This is a genomic window from Halioglobus sp. D3-4 (genome assembly GCF_055809315.1).
Genome location: NZ_CM147907.1, coordinates 1,405,720 through 1,427,751, shown reverse-complemented (window position 1 = coordinate 1,427,751; position 22,032 = coordinate 1,405,720). Strand labels below are relative to the sequence as shown.

Sequence of the window (22,032 nt, the reverse complement as noted above, 5' to 3'; positions counted from 1 at the left end):
AACAGGTATCTCCCTGCAAGCAACTGACCCGCTGAGGTCAGCGGATTTCATAGCCTGCAAGCCGCTGCTCCGGTAATATTGGCCGATGAATCCAGACGCTATTAATGACCTTCCTATCAGCGACGTTCTCGAGCAACTGAAAGCCGGTTTGAGGGAACATGATGAGGTGGTGCTTCAGGCACCTCCGGGCGCGGGGAAAACCACGATTGTGCCGTTGGCGTTGCTCGATCAGGCGTGGTTGAGAGAGGGCAAGATTCTGATGCTGGAGCCGCGCCGCATGGCAGCGCGCGCCGCGGCAGCAAGGATGGCGGAGTTGCTGGGTGAGCCCGTGGGCGAGACGGTGGGCTACCGTATCCGCATGGACAGCTGTGTCGGCGAGCGCACCCGTATAGAGGTGATCACCGAGGGTATCCTCACCCACCAGTTACAGCGCGAGCCGGGGCTGGAGGGTGTCGCTCTGGTGATTTTTGATGAGTTTCATGAGCGCAATCTCGACTCCGACCTTTGCTTGGTGCTGGCTCAGCACGGCCGGGAAATGTACCGCGAAGGCCCCCCGCTGAAACTACTGGTGATGTCGGCGACGCTCGATGGTGAAGCCGTTTCTGAATTACTGGGCAACGCACCTATCGTCACCTCCAGTGGTCGGCAGTTCCCCGTCGAAACACGCTATGGTGAGCCCTATCAACTGCGCAACTCCATTGTAGAGCCAACTGTCAATATGGTGTTGCTGGCGCTTCGTGAGCGAACCGGCAGTATTCTGGTGTTCCTGCCGGGGCAACGCGAAATCAGCGCAGTTTCGCGTAACTTGTCCGACGCGCTCAAGGTACTCGGTGACGAATCGGTACAGATCGCGCCGCTGTACGGCGGTTTGTCGCTGGAGCGGCAACAACTGGCGTTGCGACCGGCGCCAGACGGGATGCGTAAAGTGGTGTTGTCTACCAACGTCGCTGAAACCAGCCTGACTATTGAGGGCATCACGGTTGTAGTCGATTCAGGTCTTGTGCGGGAGGCCATATTCGACCCTCCCACTGGGCTGACTCGCCTCGCCACACGGCGTATCTCGCGTGCATCCGCAGAGCAGCGTCAGGGCCGGGCGGGACGTCAGGCGCCCGGATACTGCTACCGGCTCTGGACAGAGCAGCAGCAGGGGCGCTTAGTGGCGGATGCCACACCGGAAATCCTGCAATCTGATCTTGCGCCCATGGCGTTGCAGTTACTGTCCTGGGGGGTTGAGCATCCCAGAGAGCTACCCTGGCTGGATGAGCCGCCGGAAGGCTCCTATGCACAGGCCATCTCAATACTTGAACGTTGCGGCGCCGCTTTTCGCAACCAGTCCGGAAAGTTCCAGCTCACACCACACGGTGTGCGGCTGGCGCAGATGCCACTGCACCCACGGCTGGCTCATATGCTGCTGGTCGGCTGCGATATCCACGCTGTTGAAACGGCTTGCCTGCTCGCCGCAATACTGTCTGAACGCTACCCGTTGGGCGCGCGTGGGGTTGATATTGAGTCGACTGTCGCGGTGCTGATGGGGCGCGGCCGCTGCCCTCCGGAACTACAGGGTTGGTTTAAACGTGTCTGGCAACAGGCGCGTCGCTATGCCCGCATGGCGAGTAATCTGCACAAGCCTCGCAAGTTCTCTGTCAGTGTATCGCCCGATGATGTGTTGGGCGTTTTACTGGCCAGCGCCTACCCGGATCGCATCGGCCGGTTGCGTAAGGACGGCGATGGCTGCCAATACCAGTTGAGCAGTGGGCGCAGTGCGGTATTGCCACAGGATGACGGCCTCGCCAGAACACCGTGGCTGGCTGTGGTGGAACTGGGTGGGCAGGTGGGTGAGTCCGCAGACCGTATCTACAGTGCCAGCACTCTTAACCCGGATGCGTTCGCCGATGTGCTCTCGCCGCTGGTCAGCGAAGTCGAGCATGTCGAGTGGGATTATCGCAAAGAGCGCTTCGTGGCTGAGCGCCGCGGCCTTATAGGCAGTATTCTGTATTCATCGGCACCCATGGATGAGGTGCCGGAGCTGGCCAGGGAAGAGGCTTTGCTCGGCGTTGTACGCAAGAAGGGCATCTCGATACTGCCATGGACGAAAAACCTGCAGCAGTGGCGCGCTAGAATTATGCTGTTGCACCGCACTGGGGCCAGTAGCGACAAGAACCCCTGGCCCAATCTCTCCGACCAGGCCCTACTGAATACGCTGGAACATTGGCTGCTGCCCTATCTGGCCCCGGTACGCCGGATTGAGGACTTTCAAAACCTGGATCTCAAGACCATATTGCGCGCTCTGCTGCCGTGGCCATTACCGCTTGAACTGGAGCGTATGGCGCCGGAAGTGTGGGTCGTGCCCTCCGGCTCCAACGTTGCCATCGACTACTCGCAGGACCCGCCGGTTCTGGCCGTGAAATTGCAGGAAATGTTTGGCTGCACGGAAACACCGACAATAGCCGATGGACGCGTATCCCTGTTATTACATCTGTTATCGCCAGCGGGGCGACCGCTACAAGTGACGCAGGATCTCGCCACGTTCTGGGCCGACGGTTACCAACAGGTGAAAAGTGAGATGAAGGGGCGATACCCCAAGCACCCCTGGCCGGACAACCCGCTGAGTGCGGTGGCCACTCGCCATACCCGGCATCGCTCGGGCACCTAATTCAGCACACTGGGCTGCAGGTCATTGGCCAGGGAATCACGGACGCCCGACGGCAGTTGTACTTTGTCCACGGTATAAGCGGGGTGGTCGATGCCGGCAAACACTGCGCTGCCGGCGTTCGCGGCGGCAATCATTTGCGGCGACAATTCAAAACGCAGGAAATGTACTGAGGATGTCTTGTCCTCGTTTTCTCGCGGCAGATCCTCGTCCGCAATGGGATAGACGCGCTCACAGTCCTCGACCTGAACCCATACCTTGTCTTCAATGCCAATCATTCGGGACAACTGCAGCTCGCGCTCATCGGGATCGTCATACTCGATCATAAACGTGGCCTTCCAGTTGTGGCCATCGGGGATCAGCGGCGAGTAGGCCTCCAGTTCCTCGTTGATCGCGTGTGCTTCGAAAACCTTCTCGATGCGCAGCATTTCCTGGATCTGGTAGCGTATGGTCAGCGCATCCTCGAAGTACAGCCTGGTGTGTTCACCAAGCGCGACCTGCCGGTTTTTTTTATGCGCCATTACCTGTGCGCGGAAAGCGGGGCGCTTTTCCGCGTATTCTTCCAGTGACCATAAATCAGCGCGCGACAGGGTAGGCATGCCAGTCTCCTGTAACTAGAGGCCGTAGGCCATGCGCAACAGCGTCATGGGGTGTTCGGCGGTATCAATGGTTTCCGACAGATTGGCAATATGGGTGGCCGCCATGGGACAGTCACTCATAAAGTGATCAGGTACCTGCTGGTCGACCTTGCGTACCACCGGGCGTGCGATTTTGACCGATTTGTCGCGGGTTTCTTTTTTGACCGCATAGGTGCCGTCGTGGCCGGAGCAGCGCTCATAAGCAGTAACGGAGGTTTCCTGCACAAGGCTGAGGACATCCCGGGTTTTCAGGCCGATATTCTGTACACGCTGGTGGCAGGCCACCTGATAGGCGATAGCGCCCAGCGCGTTGCGGAACTCGGTATTGAGGGCGCCGCCTTTATGGCGCAGCCACAAATATTCGAACGGATCAAAAAAGGCAGCCTGTACCTTTTTTACATCTGCGTCGTCGGGATAGAGCAGCGGCAACTCCTGCTTATACATCAACACACAGGAGGGGATGGGGGCTGTCAGGTCATAGCCTTCATCCACCAACTTGGCCAGCACCGGAATATTGGCCTCCTTCAGGCGGGCGACCGAGTCCAGGTCGCCCAGCTCCAGTTTGGGCATGCCGCAGCACTTCTCTTTCTGCACCAGATCGATATGCACGCCGTTGTGCTGGAACACCTTGATGAAGTCCACGCCGATGTGCGGACTGTTGTAATTGCCGTAGCAGGTGGCATAGAGCGCGAGCTTGCCAGTGGTTTCGCCCACCGGTTTGTGCTCCAGAGCGCGCAGCATAGGCTTTACCTGTTTGCCCATCGTCTTGCTGTGGAATTTTGGAATGGGTGCATCGCGGTGTATATCAGCGGTGGACTCCAGCACCTTGCGGAAGGAGGCGTTTCCGTTGAGCGAATTCACCGTAATATCAACCAGCGGGATGGACGTAAGCCCAAATACGGTATCGGTACTGGTAAGCACCCTGTCGCGCAGTTTCGCCCCTTCTTCTCTGAATTTGACGGCCTTGGCTCGCAACATCAGATGGGGGAAATCCACGTTCCACTCGTGCGGAGGCACATAGGGGCACTTGGTCATATAGCACAGGTCGCAGAGGTAGCATTGATCGACCACCTTGCCGTAGTCGGCCTTATCGATGCCATCGACTTCCAGTGTGGGTGATTCGTCTATCAGATCAAACAGGGTCGGGAAGGCGTCGCACAGACTCACGCAGCGGCGACAGCCATGGCAGATGTCGTATACCCGCTCCAGTTCCTGCTCCAGCCCCGCCTTGTCCCAGTAACTCTCAGACGTCCACTCGATGGGGTGGCGCGTCGGTGCCTCAAGGTTTCCTTCTCTCACGGTTTACCCCCTCAGGCGAAAACAAGGTTGATAATTGGGGAGATACCGGTGGATCAACCGGCGGTTGAACCACCGTTGGTGTCAGTCGTTCAGCGTATCCAGCGCTTTCTGAAAGCGATTGGCGTGGCTGCGCTCGGCCTTGGCCAGCGTTTCCATCCAGTCGGCAATTTCATCGAAGCCTTCGTCGCGCGCGGTTTTGGCCATGCCCGGGTACATATCAGTGTACTCGTGGGTCTCGCCAGCAATGGCGGCTTTCAGGTTGTCTGCGGTACCGCCAATTGGCAGGCCGGTAGCGGGATCACCGGTTTCCTCAAGGTATTCCAGGTGACCGTGGGCGTGCCCGGTTTCACCTTCGGCAGTGGAACGGAAAACTGCGGAAACATCGTTGTAGCCTTCTACATCGGCCTTGTTGGCAAAGTAGAGGTAGCGACGGTTGGCCTGTGATTCTCCGGCAAAAGCGTCTTTCAGGTTCTGTTCAGTCTTACTATTTTTTAGTGACATACAGCATCTCCTTGGTCAATCGCTTCAACACCCGATCAGGTGTCAAAATAAAACTAGTACAGGTGTGCTTACCTGACAAATCAATTGCGCCTAATTTCTTGATTTATTTTTACTATGGAAAAGAGATGCTGCAGATGGCTCCAGCAGGAGGGGCGCACTAGCGTGCAGGCGATGTTTCAGGGCGCCTGAACAGGCGGGAGAAATCGTCAAGTACAACAATCAGGCAGGGCACCAGGAACAGCGTAATGAGGGTGCCGAAAAGGACGCCGAAACCCAGCGATACCGCCATGGGTTTGAACAGTGATGTGGATATCGTGGTGTCCAGCATCATCGGGATCAACCCTACGAAAGTGGTGATGCTGGTAAGCACGATGGGTCGAAAACGCACGCTACCGGCATGGCCGACAACCATGTGTAGATCGGGGTTATTGCTTTTCTGCTTATTGATATGATCGACCAGCACCAGACTGGAGTTCACCACAACACCGGACAGGGCGACAATTCCCAGTAGGGAGAAGAATACCAGATCCATGTCCAATATCAGGTGGCCCATGATCGCACCTACCACGCCGAACGGGATCACGCTCATGATAATGAGCGGTTGCAGATAGGATTGCAGAGGTATCGCGAGCAATGCGTAGATCACCAGCAGCGCCAGTGTCGCACTGCTGAGCAGAGCGCCCATGGATTCCGTGCGCTCTTCGGCTTCGCCGGATAAACCGAACGTGATACCCGGGTAGCGGCTCTGGATGTCAGGCATCACGTCTTCCTGAATGGCATTGATAATCGATTCCGGCGCTGCGACAGTCCGATCCACATCGGCCGTGACCGTTACCACGCGCTGGCCATCGACACGGCGTATCGTGGTATACCCGCGCGCGAGTCTGGCACTGGCCACACTGCTGAAGGGCACCTCGACACCGGTCGGCGTGCGAATCCGCATGTCCTCCAGATCGCCCATTGAACGTCGCTCTTCTTCAGGATAGCGCACCATTACACGAATATCGTCCTTGCCGCGCTGGATGCGCTGTGCCTCGTAGCCATAGAAGGCCTGCCTGACCTGTTGGCCAAGATCCGCCAGGGTCAGGCCAAGGTTGCGCGCCCCGGGCAGCAGTCCCAATTGTACTTCCTGTTTACCACCGCGGAATGAGTCAGAGACATCCATCACGCCATTGTAGGTTTGCAGTGCCACGCGCAATTCTGCCGCGGCGTCGCGCAAATGCTCGAAGTTTTTGCCGTAAAGTTCCAGCGACACCGCCTTGCCGAACCCAAATGACTCTGAGGTGAAGCCAAGCTCTATTGCATCGGGAATACTCCCGGTCAGTTCACGCCAACGGTTTGCGTAGGTGCTGGTGGAAATGCCGGAGTAGTTGCGTGGTAGATTCAGTTCGATACCCACCTCCGCCAGGTTGCTGCCGGCCACGGTGCTGCTGATACTGCCCTTGGCAATAAAGGAACCGATACTGCTGATCACATGTGCAATCTTGCTGCTCTCACCCTCTGCGAGATCGCGATCAAGCTCCTCACGCAGCTGCTCCCCGGCGACCTCGATCTGCTCCACGGCGCGCGCCGTGCTCTCGATAGGTGTTCCCTCCGGCATGGTCAGCGTCGCGTACAGATGAGTGCCCTCGACGGGTGGGAAAAACTGAAACTGCATCCGGCCGCTGGCAAACAGCGACAGGGTCAGGGCGAGGACGACGATGCCCAGTGCTATGGTCATATAGCGCCACTCCAGCGCGCGGTTAACCGCGGGTTGGTAGTAGTCAGTGGCGACATGTGTCAGTGAATTGGAGATGCGATCCTGCAATGTCAGCCATCGTGTTTGCAGCCAGTTTTTGCCGGATGTTCGTTTTATCGAGCGGTGTGCGAGGTGGGAGGGCAGTATCAGCTGCGACTCGATAAGGCTGAATATCAGTGCGGCAATCACGGTATAGGCCAATGGCTTGTAAAAGCCGCCCATCGGTCCCGGAATGCTGAGAATGGGAATGAAGGTGGCCATGGTCGTGAGCACGCCGAAAATGACCGGGAGTGAGACATCCTGTGCGCCGAGGCGTGCGGCCTCCATCGGTGGACTGCCGCTCTGCTCCAGCGCGTAGACGCGTTCGCCGACGACAATTGCATCGTCCACGAGTATCCCCAGAACCAGAATGAAGCCCATCACCGAAACGGTGCTGATCGACAGACCCACTACCGGGAAGATAGCGATTGTACCCAGTAACGCGACAGGCACCCCGGCGGCCACCCACAGCGCCAGCCGGAAACGCAGAAACAGCGTCAACACCAGCAGCACCATCAACAAACCACTGCGGGCATTGCTGGACAGTGCATCGAGTCGGTCTACCAGATCCTGTGATTCGTCTTGCCATATCGTGATGTCGATTCCCTCTGGCACCTCCGAACGGGCCTGTTCGAGATAGGCCTTTACACGCTCGGCGATCAGTACAATATCCTCTTCGCCAACACGCGAGACTTTCAATGACACTGCCGGGTGGCCATCGAAGCGAGCCTGCAGATCACTTTCCTCGAAACCGTCGACAACCCTGGCGATTTCGCCCAGTGTGATGGCGGTGCCATCGGAGCGGGTCAGGACGATGATGTCTTCAAATTCCTGGCCGTGATACGCCTGTCCGGTGGTACGCAGCAGGATTTCTCCGCCGTCTGTTTTAATAGATCCTCCAGGAATGTCCAGCGAGGAGCGCTGGATGGCCTGGCCGATGGCCGCAAGGGTCAGGCCGTGCCGCCTTAGTGTTTGCTCTGACACTTCGATCGATATCTCATACGGGCGGGAAAACTCCAGCTCGACTTTGGACACGCCGGGCAGCGCCGCCAAATCATCGCGCATCCTCTGGCCTATCAGCTTTAGCGTGCGTTCATCGGCGGGCCCGGAGATCGCGATCTCGAACACGGTGGCGATGATACTGACTTCAGCGGTAATCGGTTGCTCGGTCTCTGCCGGAAAGGCATCGATGGCATCGACTTTACTCTTGATATCGTTGGCTACCTTGGTCTTGTCCACCCCGGCGACCAGCTCCACGCTGACGGAGCAGAAGCCCTCTGAGGCCTGGGAAGTGACTTTATCGATGCCTTCGGTGCCTTCTATGGCTTCTTCCACGCGTATGCAAACGGCCGATTCGACCTCTTCTGGAGCCGCGCCGAGATAGGGTACCCGTATCTGCACCGCGTCGACGTCGAGCGTCGGGAATTCTTCCTGGTGGATCAGTGGTAGTGCCAGCAGCCCCCCGGCGACCAGAATCATCATCAGCAGATTGGCGGCGACCGAGTTGTGCACAAACCAGGCGATAATCTTATGCATGGGAGTGTATGCTCAGCCTACTCGATGATGGGCTCGACGAGCATACCGTCGACAACCGTTTGCATCGGCGAGATGCATACCAGCTCGCCGTTGGTGACGCCACTGCTGACCAAAATGTCATCGTGCTCCAGGCGCAGCAGCGAGACCTGGCGAAAGTGCAACCGGTTGTCGGCATCCACCACTAGTACCTGGTTGTCGTCACGCATCGCGGAGCGGGGCAGGCGGATCACATCGTCCACCTTACGCCCGCGAATATCCGCCTGTACAAACATGCCGACAGGTAACACGGGGCTGTCGTCATCGATCTCCAGGTGGAGGCGCGCCACGCCATAGACCATACGTGATTCTTCATCGATCTGGGCTTCCATCCGCACCAGTTCTCCTTCCCACAATACCCGGGTTGCACCAAAATCCGCCCATACGGTGACCGGCGGTCGCTGCGGGCCGGGTATTTGTCCGCGAATTGACAACGGCAACCCGAGATAACCGAGTTGGTCGGCAGAAATTGGCAACCTGACTTCGACATAGTCGGTGGCGTAAACAGTACCGATTTCCTGTCCACGGGTAACAAACTGACCGACATCGACATGCTCGCTGCGCACCAGGCCATCGAATGGTGCCCGCAGCTCAGTGCGCGACAGGTCGCGACGTGCCTGAGCGAGATTCGCCTGTGCTTCTATCAGGTTTGCCTTTTTGACCTGGGCGATCTGCCGCGCATTGTCCAGCTGTTGCTCGCTGGCCAACTTTTGTTTGTTCAAGCTGACGAGACGCTCCAGTTCGTCGCTGGCGTGGCTGTACTCGGACTCGGAGCGCATCAGAGCCGCCTCACCGCGCGCCACCAGTGTCAGGTAGTCGGCGTCGTCGATGCGCAGCAGCACATCGCCCTCTGCAAAGCCCCCCCCGTTTACCAGTGACGGAGAGATCCACATGACCCGCCCGGTAACTTCCGGGATGAGTTCGCTCTGGGTCCGCGGCTGTACAGTTCCCTGAGAGCTGACGCTGAGATACTCTTCGGTGGCCTGCGCGTGTACTACGCGCACTGCCGGGGTGACGTGTTCGTAGGGTTCTGGCACCAGCTCTGGTTTGTTCACGGCGAGCAGGATGGCGACAATCAGACCGACGACCAATACCACCACAGGGTACAGAATTTTTTTATCCATAACGATTTGCCGCGACAGGCCAGGTCAATGCCCCGGCGCTGAGCGTTGTCCAGGTTTTCGGGGGTTAACTTTTTGCGTTTGACTTGATCAGTGCCAGTGCGGTGGCCATCTCGTCTTCACTCATTGCCTTCAAGGTAAAGAACTTTACGATACCCTTGGCATCGACGATGATCAGCCCACTGCCCGCCTCGCCGAGTTCCCATTCGCTGACGCCCGTGCCATTGTCATCTACGACCATGGTCGAATCGAGATGTACGCGCTTGTTTTTCTCGAGCTCGGAAATCACAAAACCCGACGTGCCCCACATGGCGGCGTCCATATTCAGTACGGTAGTGACGTGTACCGTGCCCGGTTCAAGGCTTTTCTGCAGCAGATCGGTAAACGGCTCGAAGATCTTGCTATCACCCATGGTGGCGCCGAAATACTGGATAACCTGGACCTGACCGAGGTGTTTGTCGGAGTTCCAGGGAATGAACTTGAAATCATCCCCGGAGAGGGTCAGTTCACCGCGCTCCTCGATCGTCAATGTCGAGAGCGGTGTATTGACCGTGGGTGCAGCGGCAAAACTACCGCTGCAGAACAGCGCAAATACCAGGGTGGCCATCAGGCGCGATATTGTCATGGTTATTCTCCGGTTGGTTATGGTTACTCGTGTATACATTAGTGAACGGGGCTTAGCGCCGGGTGGTGCGTTTGCGTCGCCCCGGAACGTTGACCACACCATTGTGCTGGGTGGCGAAGGGGCGGCTGCCGGCTACGGCGCCTGGTTTAACTACAGGGTGTTGCTTCGCCGGTTGCCGAGCCGGCACCAGGTGTTTGCTGCCACTGCCAATCAGGTCTGAGCGGCCCATTTTCTTCAGGGCCTGGCGCAACATCGGCCAGTTGTCCGGATCGTGATAGCGTAGAAAGGCCTTGTGAAGGCGACGCTGTGGCAAACCCTTTACCGTCGGCATGCTGTCGCTTTTATGTGTCACGCGCTTCAGCGGATTCTTCCCGCTGTGGTACATCGCTGTGGCACTGGCCATCGGAGATGGGTAAAAGGTCTGCACTTGGTCGGCGCGGTATTTGTTCTGCTTGAGCCACAGCGCCAGCTGCATCATATCCTTGTCGGAGGTGCCGGGATGTGCGGCGATGAAATAGGGTATCAGGTACTGCTTTTTGCCGGCGGCGCTGGAGTACTTCTCGAACATCGCTTTAAACTGTTCGTAGGCACCGATGCCCGGCTTCATCATCTTCGACAGCGGTGCATCCTCGGTATGTTCCGGTGCGATTTTCAGGTAGCCGCCGACATGGTGGGTGACAAGTTCCTCGACATATTCGGGGCTTTGCACCGCGATATCGTAGCGCAGGCCGGAGGCGATCAGGACTTTTTTGACACCTTGTACTTCGCGTGCCCTGCGGTAGAGGTCGATCAGCGGTTTCTGATTGGTATCCAGGTTCTTGCAGATTCCCGGAAAGACGCAGCTCAGTTTGCGGCACTTGGCCTCCACTTCCTTGCTGTTACAGGCGAGCCGCCACATGTTGGCGGTGGGGCCGCCCAGATCGGAGATCACCCCGGTAAACGCTGGTGATTTATCACGTATCTGTTCGATCTCGCGGATGATGGAATCTTCAGAGCGATTCTGGATGATGCGCCCCTCGTGCTCGGTAATCGAACAGAATGTGCAGCCGCCAAAGCAGCCGCGCATGATGTTCACCGAGTGGCGGATCATTTCATACGCAACGATACGGGCATCGCCGTAGACGCTATGGGGCACGCGGGTATACGGAAGCTCGAATACCTGGTCCAACTCGTCGGTTTCCAGCGGAATAGGGGGGGCGTTGAGCCAGAGTTCCCTGTCACCGTGCGCCTGCACCAGTGGCCTGGCGTTGTACGGGTTGGTTTCCTTGTGCAGCACCCGTGAGGCATGTGCATACAGGGCGGGGTCACTGCGCACCGCCTCGAATGAAGGTATACGTATAACGGCCTGTCTGTCCCGCTCACTGATGTGGCCCACGAGTGTGACGGGCTCTGCTGTCTCTACCTCACCGGACTTGCTGGCACATTGCGTGGTGGCGGTATCGATATAGGGGTTGGCGGGTTCTGACACAGGGCCGACCACATCGATACGGGTAGAGTCGATCACCCGCCATTCATCGGGTATGCGCTTGCGTACAAAGGCGGTACCCCGCAGGTCGCGAATGGTGTGGATGGGTTCGCCGGCAGCCAGTCGGTGTGCCAGTGCAACAATGGCGCGTTCCGCATTGCCATACAGAAGGAGGTCTGCGCTGCTGTCAATAAGGATGGAGCGACGGACCTTGTCGCTCCAGTAATCGTAGTGGGCGATGCGCCGCAGGCTGGCTTCTATGCTGCCGATGACAAGTGGTACCTGCCGATAGGCCTCGCGCAGCCGCTGACTGTAGACAATCACCGCACGGTCGGGGCGTTTGTCTCCGGTATTCCCGGGTGTATAGGCGTCGTCATTGCGCCGTTTTTTGTCGGCGGTATAGCGGTTGATCATGGAATCCATATTGCCCGCGGCCACACCGAAGAACAGATTGGGCGCGCCCAGCGCTTCGAAATCAGCGGTGGAGGTCCAGTTCGGTTGCGCAATGATGCCGACCCTGAAGCCCTGAGCTTCCAGCAAACGGCCGATCACGGCCATACCGAAGCTGGGGTGATCGACGTAGGCGTCACCGGTGACAATGATGATGTCGCAGCTATCCCAACCCAGCGCATCCATCTCGGCGCGGGACATAGGCAGCTCCGGAGCGGGGCCGAAGCATTCCGCCCAGAACTTGCGATAGGAGAACAGAGGTGTAGGCATGAGAACCGCGTCTTGGAAAAATCCGCGGGGATTATAGCACGCGCCTGCCGTCGTGGCAGGCACGTTATTCACGGGATTTTAGAAGTCCCAGCGCAGTGTGGCTCCCCAGGTAGCAGGTTCTTTGTAGTAGGCGATAAAGCGGCCAGTCTGTGCTACCGCATCGGCGATTGTCGTCGTGGCTTCGGCGTCGAATACATTGCGGCCCCAGAAAGTCAGGGTGGTATTCCACGGTTCGTACACCATACCGGCGCGAAGGTTCACCACGTCATAGGAGCCGTCGAGTTTCTCCGGATCGTTGTTCACGTCTGTCATGCGTTCATCGGTCCAGATGTATTCGCCGTGTACGAACCCACCAATCGCGTCGGTGATGCGAAATTGCTGGTTTGCGGTGATCGCGACGACGTTCTCTGGGTTGCCGGACACCATGCCGCCGCTGCGGTCACAAGAGCCGGTCGGGACGCCATTTTCATCGTAATTGGTATCAGGGTCGGGAGTGCTGGTTTGCCAGGGCGTTCCACTCCAGCATGGACCATTCTCGAAATCGGAATATTCCGCGTGGTTGTAGGCATAGCCGAGTGTGATAGTCGTGTTCTCTGTCGGCATCCACAGCAGATCGAGTTCTCCGCCATAGGTCTCAGCAGTACCGGCATTGTCCAGTGCAAAACCCCCGCCCTGGAAGGAAATCGTCTGTAGATCATCGGTATCAGTTTTATGCAGGGCGACATTTACACGCAGCGCCTGGTCGGGGAACTCGGCTTTCATGCCGACTTCATAGGATTCTGCAGTTTCCGGCTCAAACACGGTATTGACTGTGAGTGGAGTGCGATCCGTATTGATACCGCCCGCCTTATAGCCAGTACCGTAAGAGGCGTAGAACATCGTCTGGTCATTCATAAACCAACTGATCTTGAGCGTGCCAGTGGTCTTGCTTTCGTCAAAGTTCTCATCGACGTTGGGTCGCGGCGCCAATTCGGTCAATCCGATGAACCCCGGTGGTGCGGGTGTAGGGTCTTCGGTGAAGGTATTGTTCATATCCTTATTCTCAAATGTCCAGCGCAAGCCGGCTGTAAGGACAAGCTGGTCAGTGATGTGGTAATCGGCCTGACCAAAAATGGCGGAGCTGTAGTGCGTCTGGTCTGCGACATTTCGCGCCAGGCTACCCGGGGGAAGAAAGGACTGGGGCAGTGGGGGATCAATGCCGAGAAAGGCGCTGCCAAGGATATAGGTATCCTCACCCAAAATGGTTTCTGTCTCTGAATCCAGGGTCTGATAGAAGTAGTACAGGCCGGTAACATAGTTTAATTTGTCATCAAACAGATCGCCGCTAATACGTAATTCCTGCGAGTACTGTTCCTGCTGCAGGTCGTTGGTTCTTATCAATGCGTCGATGTCATAGAAATCGGCATCAATTCTGTCCTTGGCATCGTGTTTGCGATAGGCCGAGATGCTGGTGACCAGGAAATAGTCTGTCTGCCAGTCAGCCTGCAGGGATACACCCTCGTCAGTATTCTCGGATTCCGGTTTAAAACTGGTACTGACTTTGTAGTCGTAAAAGTCGCTGCCGAGGGGCACAGTGCCCCCCAGTTGATCCTGTACGGTGAGGTCGGTTCCCGGTTTCTGCGGTGGAGGCGGGTTTTGGGCGTAGAAATTGTTTTCCCAGTTACCTACGGCACAGCACTTTTCATCTACTTCCGAGTGATCGCCGATAAAGCGCAACGTGAGATCATCATTGGGTGTATAGAGTGCCTGGAAGCGCAGTCCCCAACGATTTCTGTCGTTGATGGCGTTATCCTGTTGAATAACATTGCCGATTGCATCCACGGTGCCGTCGCGATCCATATTGAAACCGGTGAATCGCAAGGCCAATACGTCTTCAATCACCGTCACGGACTTGGCGGCATTGATGTCCAACAGTCCGTAATCACCGGCACTGCCCTCGATGTAGCCCGAGCCTTCAAAATCAGGTGCGACACTGTCTATAAGGATGGCGCCGGCTGGAGTATTGCGGCCGAATAGTGTGCCCTGTGGCCCGCGCAGTACTTCGATGGAGGCGATATCCACCATATTGTTGATCATTGAACCCTGTCGCGAACGGTACACGCCATCTACGTACAAGCCTACCGAGGATTCCAAACCAAAATTCTGTGTGCTGGTGAAAATACCGCGGATACCAAAGCTGGTGTTGGAGGATGTCTGCGTCTGGTCTACAGTCAGGCTGGGTGCGATAGCGGACAGCTCGAACATATCGCGAACTCCGGATTCCCGCAGCATTTCGCCGGTAAATGCCGTCACCGCGACCGGCACATCCTGCAGATTCTGGGAGCGTTTCTGCGCGGTAACCACAACCTCTTCGAGTGCTCCCTCAGCGAGCGCGGGAGTCGTTGTGCTGGCAAGTACGGCGGCACTGATTGCAATGGCCAGAGAATGACGTTGTGGGTGCTTCATATCGAGAGCCTCGTTAGAGTTATTTTGAGTCTGGTGCCTCGCGCTGACTGGGCCGACACCAATGGTATGTTAGGCTAGGCGGGAAAAATATTCTCCGCAATAATCCCACTTTTTTTCGTGTCTCGGCCCTTTACCTGTAACAGTTCATACTACGCGTCCGAGGGTCCGGTATGGCCAGGTTGCGGCAGCGGCGAACCACAATTCCTACAGTAGTGAGCCGTTGGATCGCGCTCCACGGAGGCGCAATTGCTGCAATTTCGCGAATCGCGTGTCTCCCTGTTCCGGTTTGCCTGCTGAGCGGCGGTCAATTCGGCAGTGATGATGCCGGTTGGGACTGCTATCACAGCGTAGCCGATCAACATACCTGCAGCAGCAAAAATGCGTCCGATAACAGAGTGCGGCACCACATCACCATAGCCGACGGTGGTGATCGTAACTATTGCCCAGTAGATACTGACGGGTATATTGTCGAAGCCATTTTTGCCGCCCTCCGCCACATAGACCAGACATCCGAATATTGTTGTCAGGATTAGCATCAGTGTAAAAAACACGAAGACCTTGCGTGCTGAACGGTGCAGTGCTCCGGCCAGAAAGTTGGCCTCGGCCAGAAGCTCAAGCAATCGCAGCACACGAAAGATACGCAGGATGCGCAGTAAGCGGATGATTAGCAACGGCGCTGTTTGAGGCACGAAAAGAGACAAATAGGTGGGCAGCAGCGCCAGCAGGTCAACTACGCCATAGATACTGAGGATATAGCCCTTGCGGTTGGGCGCGCACCAGATGCGAACAAGGTACTCCACGGTGAAAATCGCCGTGAAAATCCACTCTAACTTGAGGTAAAAATTGCCGTACTCGGCGTCCAGTTTATGGACCGAGTCGAGCATGATTACGGTCACGCTGGCGAGAATAACCACGATCAGGGCTATATCAAACCATTTCCCGGCAGGGGTCTCGGTGCCAAAGATGACCTGATAATATTTTTGCTGGAGCGGCGTTTGTTGACGCTTTGACATTGGGTTATTCAACCGGGTGCTGGCCACTGTGCGGTGCAGTCACTATATTAAACGTCGTGCAGTTTGTACAACAGGTCACAATCATACGACTGGAGGATGCCATGTCCCTCGCTATATACCAGGTTGATGCCTTTGCCGACAAAGTTTTTGCCGGTAATCCCGCCGCAGTCATGCCATTGCAGGCCTGGCTTGACGACGAGTTGCTGCAAGTCATCGCTATGGAGAACAATCTGTCCGAGACAGCCTACATCGTGCCGGTGGAAGCCGGCTACGACCTGCGCTGGTTCACGCCGCAGGTGGAAGTCGATTTGTGCGGCCACGCGACCCTGGCTGCCGCTCATGTGCTGTTCGAGCACATCGGCTTTGACGGCGACGAAATCCTTTTTCACACACGCAGCGGTGAATTGAGGGTGCGCAGGTCAGGGGGCCGAATGACCCTGGATTTTCCGGTGACGGACCTCGTCTCTGTCGATGTCGATCTAGACGTTTGTAATGCTCTGGGTGGTATAGCCAGTGAAGCACTGGCACCGTCAGCAGGCTCTGGCGCGCACCTTTACGTCTATGAGTTTGAGGAAGATATAGCGAAACTAGAACCGGATTTCACCGCATTGCTGGCTGCCGGTGTGCACAGCGTAATCGTCGCGGCACCGGGTGACGAGTGCGATGTCGTCTCACGATTTTTTGGCCCCGGCGTCGGCATCAACGAAGATCCAGTGACCGGCTCAGCCCACTGCAGCCTGGTGCCTTACTGGGCCGCTCGGCTGCGCAAGCAGCAGTTGCAGTGCCGGCAGATATCCGCACGCGGCGGAAACCTGGATTGTGAACTAAGAGAGAGGCGGGTCTTTATCACCGGGTCAGCCGTAACCTTCATGCAGGGAACCGTAGACTGCATATGAAGAATGTAGCTATCTACCCATCAAAGTGGCATTGACCAGCGGCTGCAGAGTTACGGAAGCACTGAGGTCTTTGGGAGCGCGCATGTTGCGCGGCGAATGGCCTTTTCTGCTGAGCAAGCGCGGCATGCGCACACCCAAAAGCCGCACTGCGCAGCACAGACATTCAGGCGCGAGCTCACCCCCTGTAATCGCCCTGAACAGAACCTAAAGCTGCGCCACCACATCGATCATGGCCGCAGTCAAGCGAGCGACATCCGCTGTTTCCATCACATAGGGTGGCATCGTATACACCAGCTTGCCAAAGGGCCGCACCCAGACCCCGCGGTCGACAAACATCGGTTGCACCTCGCGTAAATCGACGGCTTCGTGCAGCTCGATCACACCGATTGCGCCCAGCGTGCGAACATCCGCGACATGGGGCAATTCGCGGGCCGGGGCCAGCCCAGCACTCAGTTCACCGTGCAATCGCTCGACCGTGTTTTGCCACGGCTGTGACAGCAGTAACTCGATGCTGGCCAGTGCCGTCGCACAGGCCAGCGGATTGGCCATAAACGTCGGGCCATGCATAAAGGCACCGGCCTCTGAATTGGTGATGCCTGCGCAAATGCGTGCAGTGCACAGTGTTGCCGCGAGCGTCATATAGCCGCCGGTGAGCGCTTTGCCGAGACACAGGATATCCGGTACCACCGCGGCGTGCTCCAGTGCGAACAGCTTGCCGGTGCGGCCAAACCCTGTGGCAATCTCATCGAAAATAAGCAGTACATCGTGTTCATCGCACAAGGCGCGTAGCCGCACCAGGTACTGCGGTGAATAAAACCGCATACCGCCAGCACCCTGCACCACCGGTTCTACGATAACGGCGGCCAGTTCTTCGCGGTGTTCGCTTAGCAGGCGTTCCATTGCCTCGATGTCCCGGTCTTCGCAATCGGCGTTGAATGCGCAGGTCGGCGCCGGTGCAAATAGCTGCTGCGATAGTGCGGTGCCAAAAAGGTGGTGCATACCCGTTACCGGGTCGCATAGCGACATCGCGCCGAAGGTGTCGCCGTGATAGCCATTGCGCAGTGCCAGCAGCTTCTGCTTTCGTGGTTTGCCGGTACTGTACCAATACTGGATAGCCATCTTCATCGCGACTTCCACAGACACCGAACCGGAGTCGCTGAAAAATACCCGCTCCAGCGCCGCTGGTGTAAGATCTACCAGCCGCCGCGCCAACTGCACTGCGGGTGCGTGCGTGAGCCCTCCAAACATGACGTGAGACATGTCCTGCAGTTGTGATTCGACCGCGAGATTAAGCACTGGATGGTTATAGCCGTGTATGGCACACCACCAGGAGGCCATGCCATCGATCAACTCGCGCCCATCGGCGAGTTTCAGGCGCACGCCGCTGGCGCTTACCACCGGAAACACGCCGGCGCCGCCGGTTGCGGGCGCGTATGGATGCCAGATAACGGTGTTGTCGGCGCGTTGCATGTCGTCCCATGAGGCTTGTGTCATAGCTCTGCTACCAACTGGGTGAGTGTGGGCAATACATTGGCCATGATCAGCGGCTGTGCTTCGACGGTGGGATGCAAGCCATCGGGCTGTATTAACTCAGGGTTTCCTGCCACACCGTCCAAAGGGAAGGGCGCCAGTACGCTGCCGGTTGCTTCTGTCACCGCGGGAAAGCTCTCGCGAAACCCCGTGGTATAACGCGCACCATAGTTGGGAGGAATTTCCATCGGCAATACCACGACCCGAGCACCGCTGTCCTGTGCCAGCGTCACCATCGCAGTGAGATTTTCCTGTAATGTCTGCAGCGGGAAGCCGCGCAAGCCATCATTGCCGCCGAGTTCGATAACAACGACAGTGGGATTGTGTTCGTCCAGTAGCGCCGGCAGTCGCCGTAGCCCGCCTGATGTCGTTTCGCCGCTGATGCTGGCATTGACCACAGACAACTGAGGGTATTGTGCCCGCAATTTTTCGGCAAGTTGCGCAACCCAGCCCTGTTCAAGAGACATACCATAGGCCGCACTGATACTATCTCCCAACACCAGAATTTTTTGAACCGACGGTATGTCCTGTTCGCTGGTCTGTGCATTTGTCGCCAGCGCAGCGAGCAGACAACCAAACAAGAGCGTATTGCGTATAACGCTGTAAAGGGCACGATGCATGATCAAATGTGACAATCTCCAGAAACGGGTTCCAATGGCTGGCGCAGAGCTTGCGATACTGAAAGGGATTACGCTGGAAATCAAGTCGGGAGAATCCGTTGCCATAGTTGGGGCGTCCGGCTCCGGTAAATCAACACTGCTCGGACTGTTGGCCGGTCTCGATGAGGCAACTGATGGCCGCGTTGAGATAGACGGCACGGATCTCGGTGCGTTGAGCGAAGACGATCGCGCGCGGTTTCGCGGTCAGCACATCGGCTTTGTCTTTCAGTCCTTTCAACTGCTGCCGGCGCTCACGGCACTGGAGAACGTAATGTTGCCGCTGGAGTTGCAGGGGCAGAACCAGGTCGAGGAGCAGGCGCGCGACTATCTCAACCGGGTAGGACTGCAGGACAGGACGGGGCACTATCCGTTGCAATTGTCCGGCGGTGAGCAGCAGCGCGTGGCGCTGGCGCGCGCATTTGCCTCCAAGCCAGCCATCCTGTTCGCTGATGAACCCACCGGCAACCTCGATACCACCACCGGCGAGCACATTATAGACCTGTTGTTCGAACTGAATCGGGAAGAGGGCACAACACTGGTACTGGTGACCCACGATCAGGTGCTGGCCGATCTCTGCCAGCGTCGGCTGCGCCTCGATGGCGGCGCGTTGGTGCAGGAGTAGAATCCGGTGTCGATGACTGCGACAAAAATGCTGGCACGCGACTGGCGCGGCGGCGAATTGGGTGTGCTGGTGATGGCCCTCGTGCTGGCGGTGGGCGTTGTATCCGGCATTAGCGCGTTCACCACACGCCTGCAGAATGCGCTGGAGCAGGAAAGCCACAGGTTCCTGGCCGCCGATCTGGTGGTCACCAGCGGGCGCGAACTGCCCACGCAGTGGCGCCAGTCAGGAACTGATGCCGGGTTACAGCACGCACTGACGTTGCAGTTCCCCTCCATGGTCTATGTAGGGGAAGAGAGCATGGCCCTGGCGTCGGTGAAGGCCGTGACTGAAGACTATCCACTACGCGGCGAGATTACCTATAGTACAGAACCTTTCGGTGAGGTGCTCACGGCGGCCACAGGCCCGCGTAGGGGGGAAGTCTGGCTGGACTCCCGCTTGTTCGCATTGCTTGATGTGGCGGTTGGCGATGAGGTGACGGTCGGCGATGCTGACTTTACCGTGGCAGCGGCTGCGCGCACTGAACCGGATCAGGCGGCATCTTTTTACGGTTATGGCCCGCGGGTGTTGATGCACTACGACGACATTCCCGCCACCGGGGTGGTGCAACCCGGCAGTCGCGTGGAATACCGGCAACTGTACGCCGGTAACAGCGGCGCCATCGGTGAATTTCAGCAGTGGCTGGAACCGCAGCTGCAAGAGGGGCAGCGCGCCGTCACCGTTGACGAGGGGCAACCGCGTATCGGCAGCGCGCTGGATCGGGCCGAGAGTTTTCTGTTGTTAGCCGGCAGTCTCGCCGTCGTTCTGGCGGGGGTCGCCGTTGCACTTGCCGCGCGCCGTTTCAGCGAGCGCCACCACGACTATGTGGCCATCATCAAGAGCCTCGGGGCAACCTCCGGCACCGTTAATCGGCTCTACGGCAGCAGCCTGCTGTTGCTCGGCGCCATCGCGACCCTGCTCGGATGCGGGCTGGGCTGGGGTATTCAGGCACTATTTTTTTCGCTCTTTGCCGAGCAATTACCGATACAACCCGGGCCCAGTGGTGTTCGGCCATATGCTATTGGCGCCGTGACGTCACTGACCTGCCTGTTCTGTTTCGCTTGGCCACCGCTGCGTCGCCTGGCCTTTGCCAGTCCACTGCGTGTGTTGCGGCGTGATCTGCCGATGGAGAATCGGCGCGCGGTTTACGACTACGCGTTGGGGCTGGTCGCCGTAACTCTGTTGATGTGGTGGTACAGCCAGGATTGGAAGCTGACGCTGGCGGTGTTGGCAGGTCTTGGACTGACCGCCAGTCTGGGTTTTGGTCTGGCGCTGACACTGCTGCGCGGCGGGCGCCTGGTAGGCATGAGTGCCGGTAGCATCTGGCGCCTTGCACTGGCGGGGCTGCAGCGCAGGGGTACTGCCAATGCCCTGCAGGTCGTTATCTTTGCGATGGCCATCATGATGTTGTTGGTGCTGCTGCTAGTGCGTACCTCGCTGATAGACGAGTGGCAGGCACAATTGCCTAGCGATGCGCCCAATCACTTTATGATTAACATCGGCCCGGAGGATGTGCAGGAAATCGAACAGACGCTGCGGTCAGAAAACATCACCAGCGAGCCATTCTATCCGATGATTCGTGGACGCATTATGGCCATCGAGGGGAAGGAATTGCCCGTCACCGACGATGTAGAAGAGGGGCGCCGTCAGCGCGAGATCAACTTCACCTGGTCCGATACGCTGCCCAATGAGAACCGGCTGGTCGCAGGCCAGTGGTGGGAGCCGGGAACTGAAGAGGCGCTGGTATCGCTGGAAGAGGAATTCGCTGATCGCATGGGCCTGTCAGTGGGAGACACTGTCAGTTTTCTAGTCGGCTCAGCACCGCTTGAGGCACGCGTAGCCAGTATTCGCCAGTTACAGTGGCAGTCCATGCGACCCAATTTTTTCCTGGTCTTTCCGCCGCGTTTGCTAGTGGATTTCCCAGCAACTTTTATGACGAGCTTCCATCTCGATGAAGCCGATAAAGGCTTTCTCAACCGATTTATCAGGAGCTTCCCTACGGTCACCGTGATCGAAATGGACATTGTCGTCGAGCAGATTCGCACCATCATTAACCAGGTGTCGGCGGCGATTAATCTGGTGCTGGTGGTGATCCTGGCCGCCGGCGCACTGGTGCTGGTCGCCGGTGTGCAGGCCAGTGTTGATGCCCGTGTACACGAGAGCGCAATCCTGCGCGCGTTGGGGGCCGCCAGGCGCCTGATTCTGGGTGGATTATTGATCGAGTTTGCCACGCTCGGCCTGTTTGCTGGCACCCTCGCAACTCTCGCCGCGGAGTTGTCGGTGTTTATTCTGCAAACCATGGTCATGGAAATGGATTACACGCCCACACCGTGGTTGTGGCCCGTAGGTATCTTCAGTGGAGCGCTGGTGATTGGCGGTCTCGGCGTATTCAGTTGTCGTCGGGTGGTGTCTACGCCGCCGGTGCGGGTGTTGCGCGAGTTGTAGCGGGAGGGCGACTAGGGG

The 22,032-nt window shown here is 57.6% G+C and carries 15 protein-coding genes; 4 read left to right on the top strand and 11 right to left on the bottom strand.

From position 1 onward, the window contains the following. The first annotated feature begins 85 nt into the window (after positions 1-85). Complete coding sequence (hrpB, locus tag AC0L6S_RS06155; protein ID WP_473427544.1) at positions 86-2,653, top strand: ATP-dependent helicase HrpB; 2,568 nt, start codon at positions 86-88, stop codon at positions 2,651-2,653. Here the strand turns inward: hrpB and AC0L6S_RS06150 are convergent. From AC0L6S_RS06150 to AC0L6S_RS06110, 9 genes are all read right to left on the bottom strand, one after another. Then, positions 2,650-3,249, bottom strand: a complete 600-nt coding sequence (locus AC0L6S_RS06150) for a DUF3501 family protein (RefSeq protein ID WP_473427543.1) — start codon at positions 3,247-3,249, stop codon at positions 2,650-2,652. The two genes, hrpB and AC0L6S_RS06150, sit on opposite strands and share 4 nt — an antisense overlap. A gap of 15 nt (positions 3,250-3,264) precedes the next feature. Next, positions 3,265-4,587: a heterodisulfide reductase-related iron-sulfur binding cluster gene (locus AC0L6S_RS06145; protein ID WP_473427542.1), complete on the bottom strand. Its 1,323-nt coding sequence runs from the start codon at positions 4,585-4,587 to the stop codon at positions 3,265-3,267. Between the two features lie 81 nt (positions 4,588-4,668). Further along, on the bottom strand, positions 4,669-5,088 hold the full coding sequence (locus AC0L6S_RS06140) for a rubrerythrin family protein (RefSeq protein WP_159168261.1): 420 nt from the start codon (positions 5,086-5,088) through the stop codon (positions 4,669-4,671). Positions 5,089-5,245: 157 nt separating this feature from the next. Next, positions 5,246-8,401, bottom strand: coding sequence for an efflux RND transporter permease subunit (locus tag AC0L6S_RS06135; RefSeq protein WP_473427541.1), 3,156 nt, complete (start codon positions 8,399-8,401; stop codon positions 5,246-5,248). A 17-nt stretch (positions 8,402-8,418) separates the two neighbouring features. Continuing rightward, positions 8,419-9,561 (bottom strand): efflux RND transporter periplasmic adaptor subunit, encoded by a 1,143-nt coding sequence (locus AC0L6S_RS06130; RefSeq protein ID WP_473427540.1) that lies wholly within the window; start codon positions 9,559-9,561, stop codon positions 8,419-8,421. A gap of 64 nt (positions 9,562-9,625) precedes the next feature. Next, entirely contained in the window at positions 9,626-10,183 is a 558-nt protein-coding gene (locus tag AC0L6S_RS06125) for a YtfJ family protein (protein ID WP_473427539.1), read from the bottom strand. A gap of 52 nt (positions 10,184-10,235) precedes the next feature. Next, positions 10,236-12,368: a YgiQ family radical SAM protein gene (locus AC0L6S_RS06120; RefSeq protein WP_473427538.1), complete on the bottom strand. Its 2,133-nt coding sequence runs from the start codon at positions 12,366-12,368 to the stop codon at positions 10,236-10,238. A 78-nt stretch (positions 12,369-12,446) separates the two neighbouring features. Next, positions 12,447-14,813 (bottom strand): TonB-dependent receptor, encoded by a 2,367-nt coding sequence (locus AC0L6S_RS06115; protein ID WP_473427537.1) that lies wholly within the window; start codon positions 14,811-14,813, stop codon positions 12,447-12,449. Between the two features lie 149 nt (positions 14,814-14,962). Further along, positions 14,963-15,826: an ion transporter gene (locus tag AC0L6S_RS06110; protein ID WP_473427536.1), complete on the bottom strand. Its 864-nt coding sequence runs from the start codon at positions 15,824-15,826 to the stop codon at positions 14,963-14,965. 101 nt (positions 15,827-15,927) lie between these two features. Between AC0L6S_RS06110 and AC0L6S_RS06105 the strand changes: the two genes are divergently transcribed. After that, positions 15,928-16,722 carry a PhzF family phenazine biosynthesis protein gene (locus AC0L6S_RS06105; protein WP_473427535.1) on the top strand — a complete coding sequence of 265 codons (795 nt, stop codon included), beginning with the start codon at positions 15,928-15,930 and terminating at the stop codon, positions 16,720-16,722. A 204-nt stretch (positions 16,723-16,926) separates the two neighbouring features. Here the strand turns inward: AC0L6S_RS06105 and bioA are convergent, their stop codons facing one another. Then, positions 16,927-18,216, bottom strand: coding sequence for an adenosylmethionine--8-amino-7-oxononanoate transaminase (bioA, locus tag AC0L6S_RS06100; RefSeq protein WP_473427534.1), 1,290 nt, complete (start codon positions 18,214-18,216; stop codon positions 16,927-16,929). Further along, complete coding sequence (locus AC0L6S_RS06095) at positions 18,213-18,872, bottom strand: arylesterase (RefSeq protein WP_473428554.1); 660 nt, start codon at positions 18,870-18,872, stop codon at positions 18,213-18,215. Before AC0L6S_RS06095 ends, bioA begins: the two co-directional genes overlap by 4 nt. Here AC0L6S_RS06095 and AC0L6S_RS06090 point away from each other — a divergent pair. After that, positions 18,871-19,533, top strand: a complete 663-nt coding sequence (locus tag AC0L6S_RS06090) for an ABC transporter ATP-binding protein (protein WP_473427533.1) — start codon at positions 18,871-18,873, stop codon at positions 19,531-19,533. The genes AC0L6S_RS06095 and AC0L6S_RS06090 overlap by 2 nt on opposite strands. A gap of 12 nt (positions 19,534-19,545) precedes the next feature. Continuing rightward, positions 19,546-22,014, top strand: a complete 2,469-nt coding sequence (locus tag AC0L6S_RS06085) for an ABC transporter permease (protein ID WP_473427532.1) — start codon at positions 19,546-19,548, stop codon at positions 22,012-22,014. Positions 22,015-22,032 lie beyond the last annotated feature (18 nt).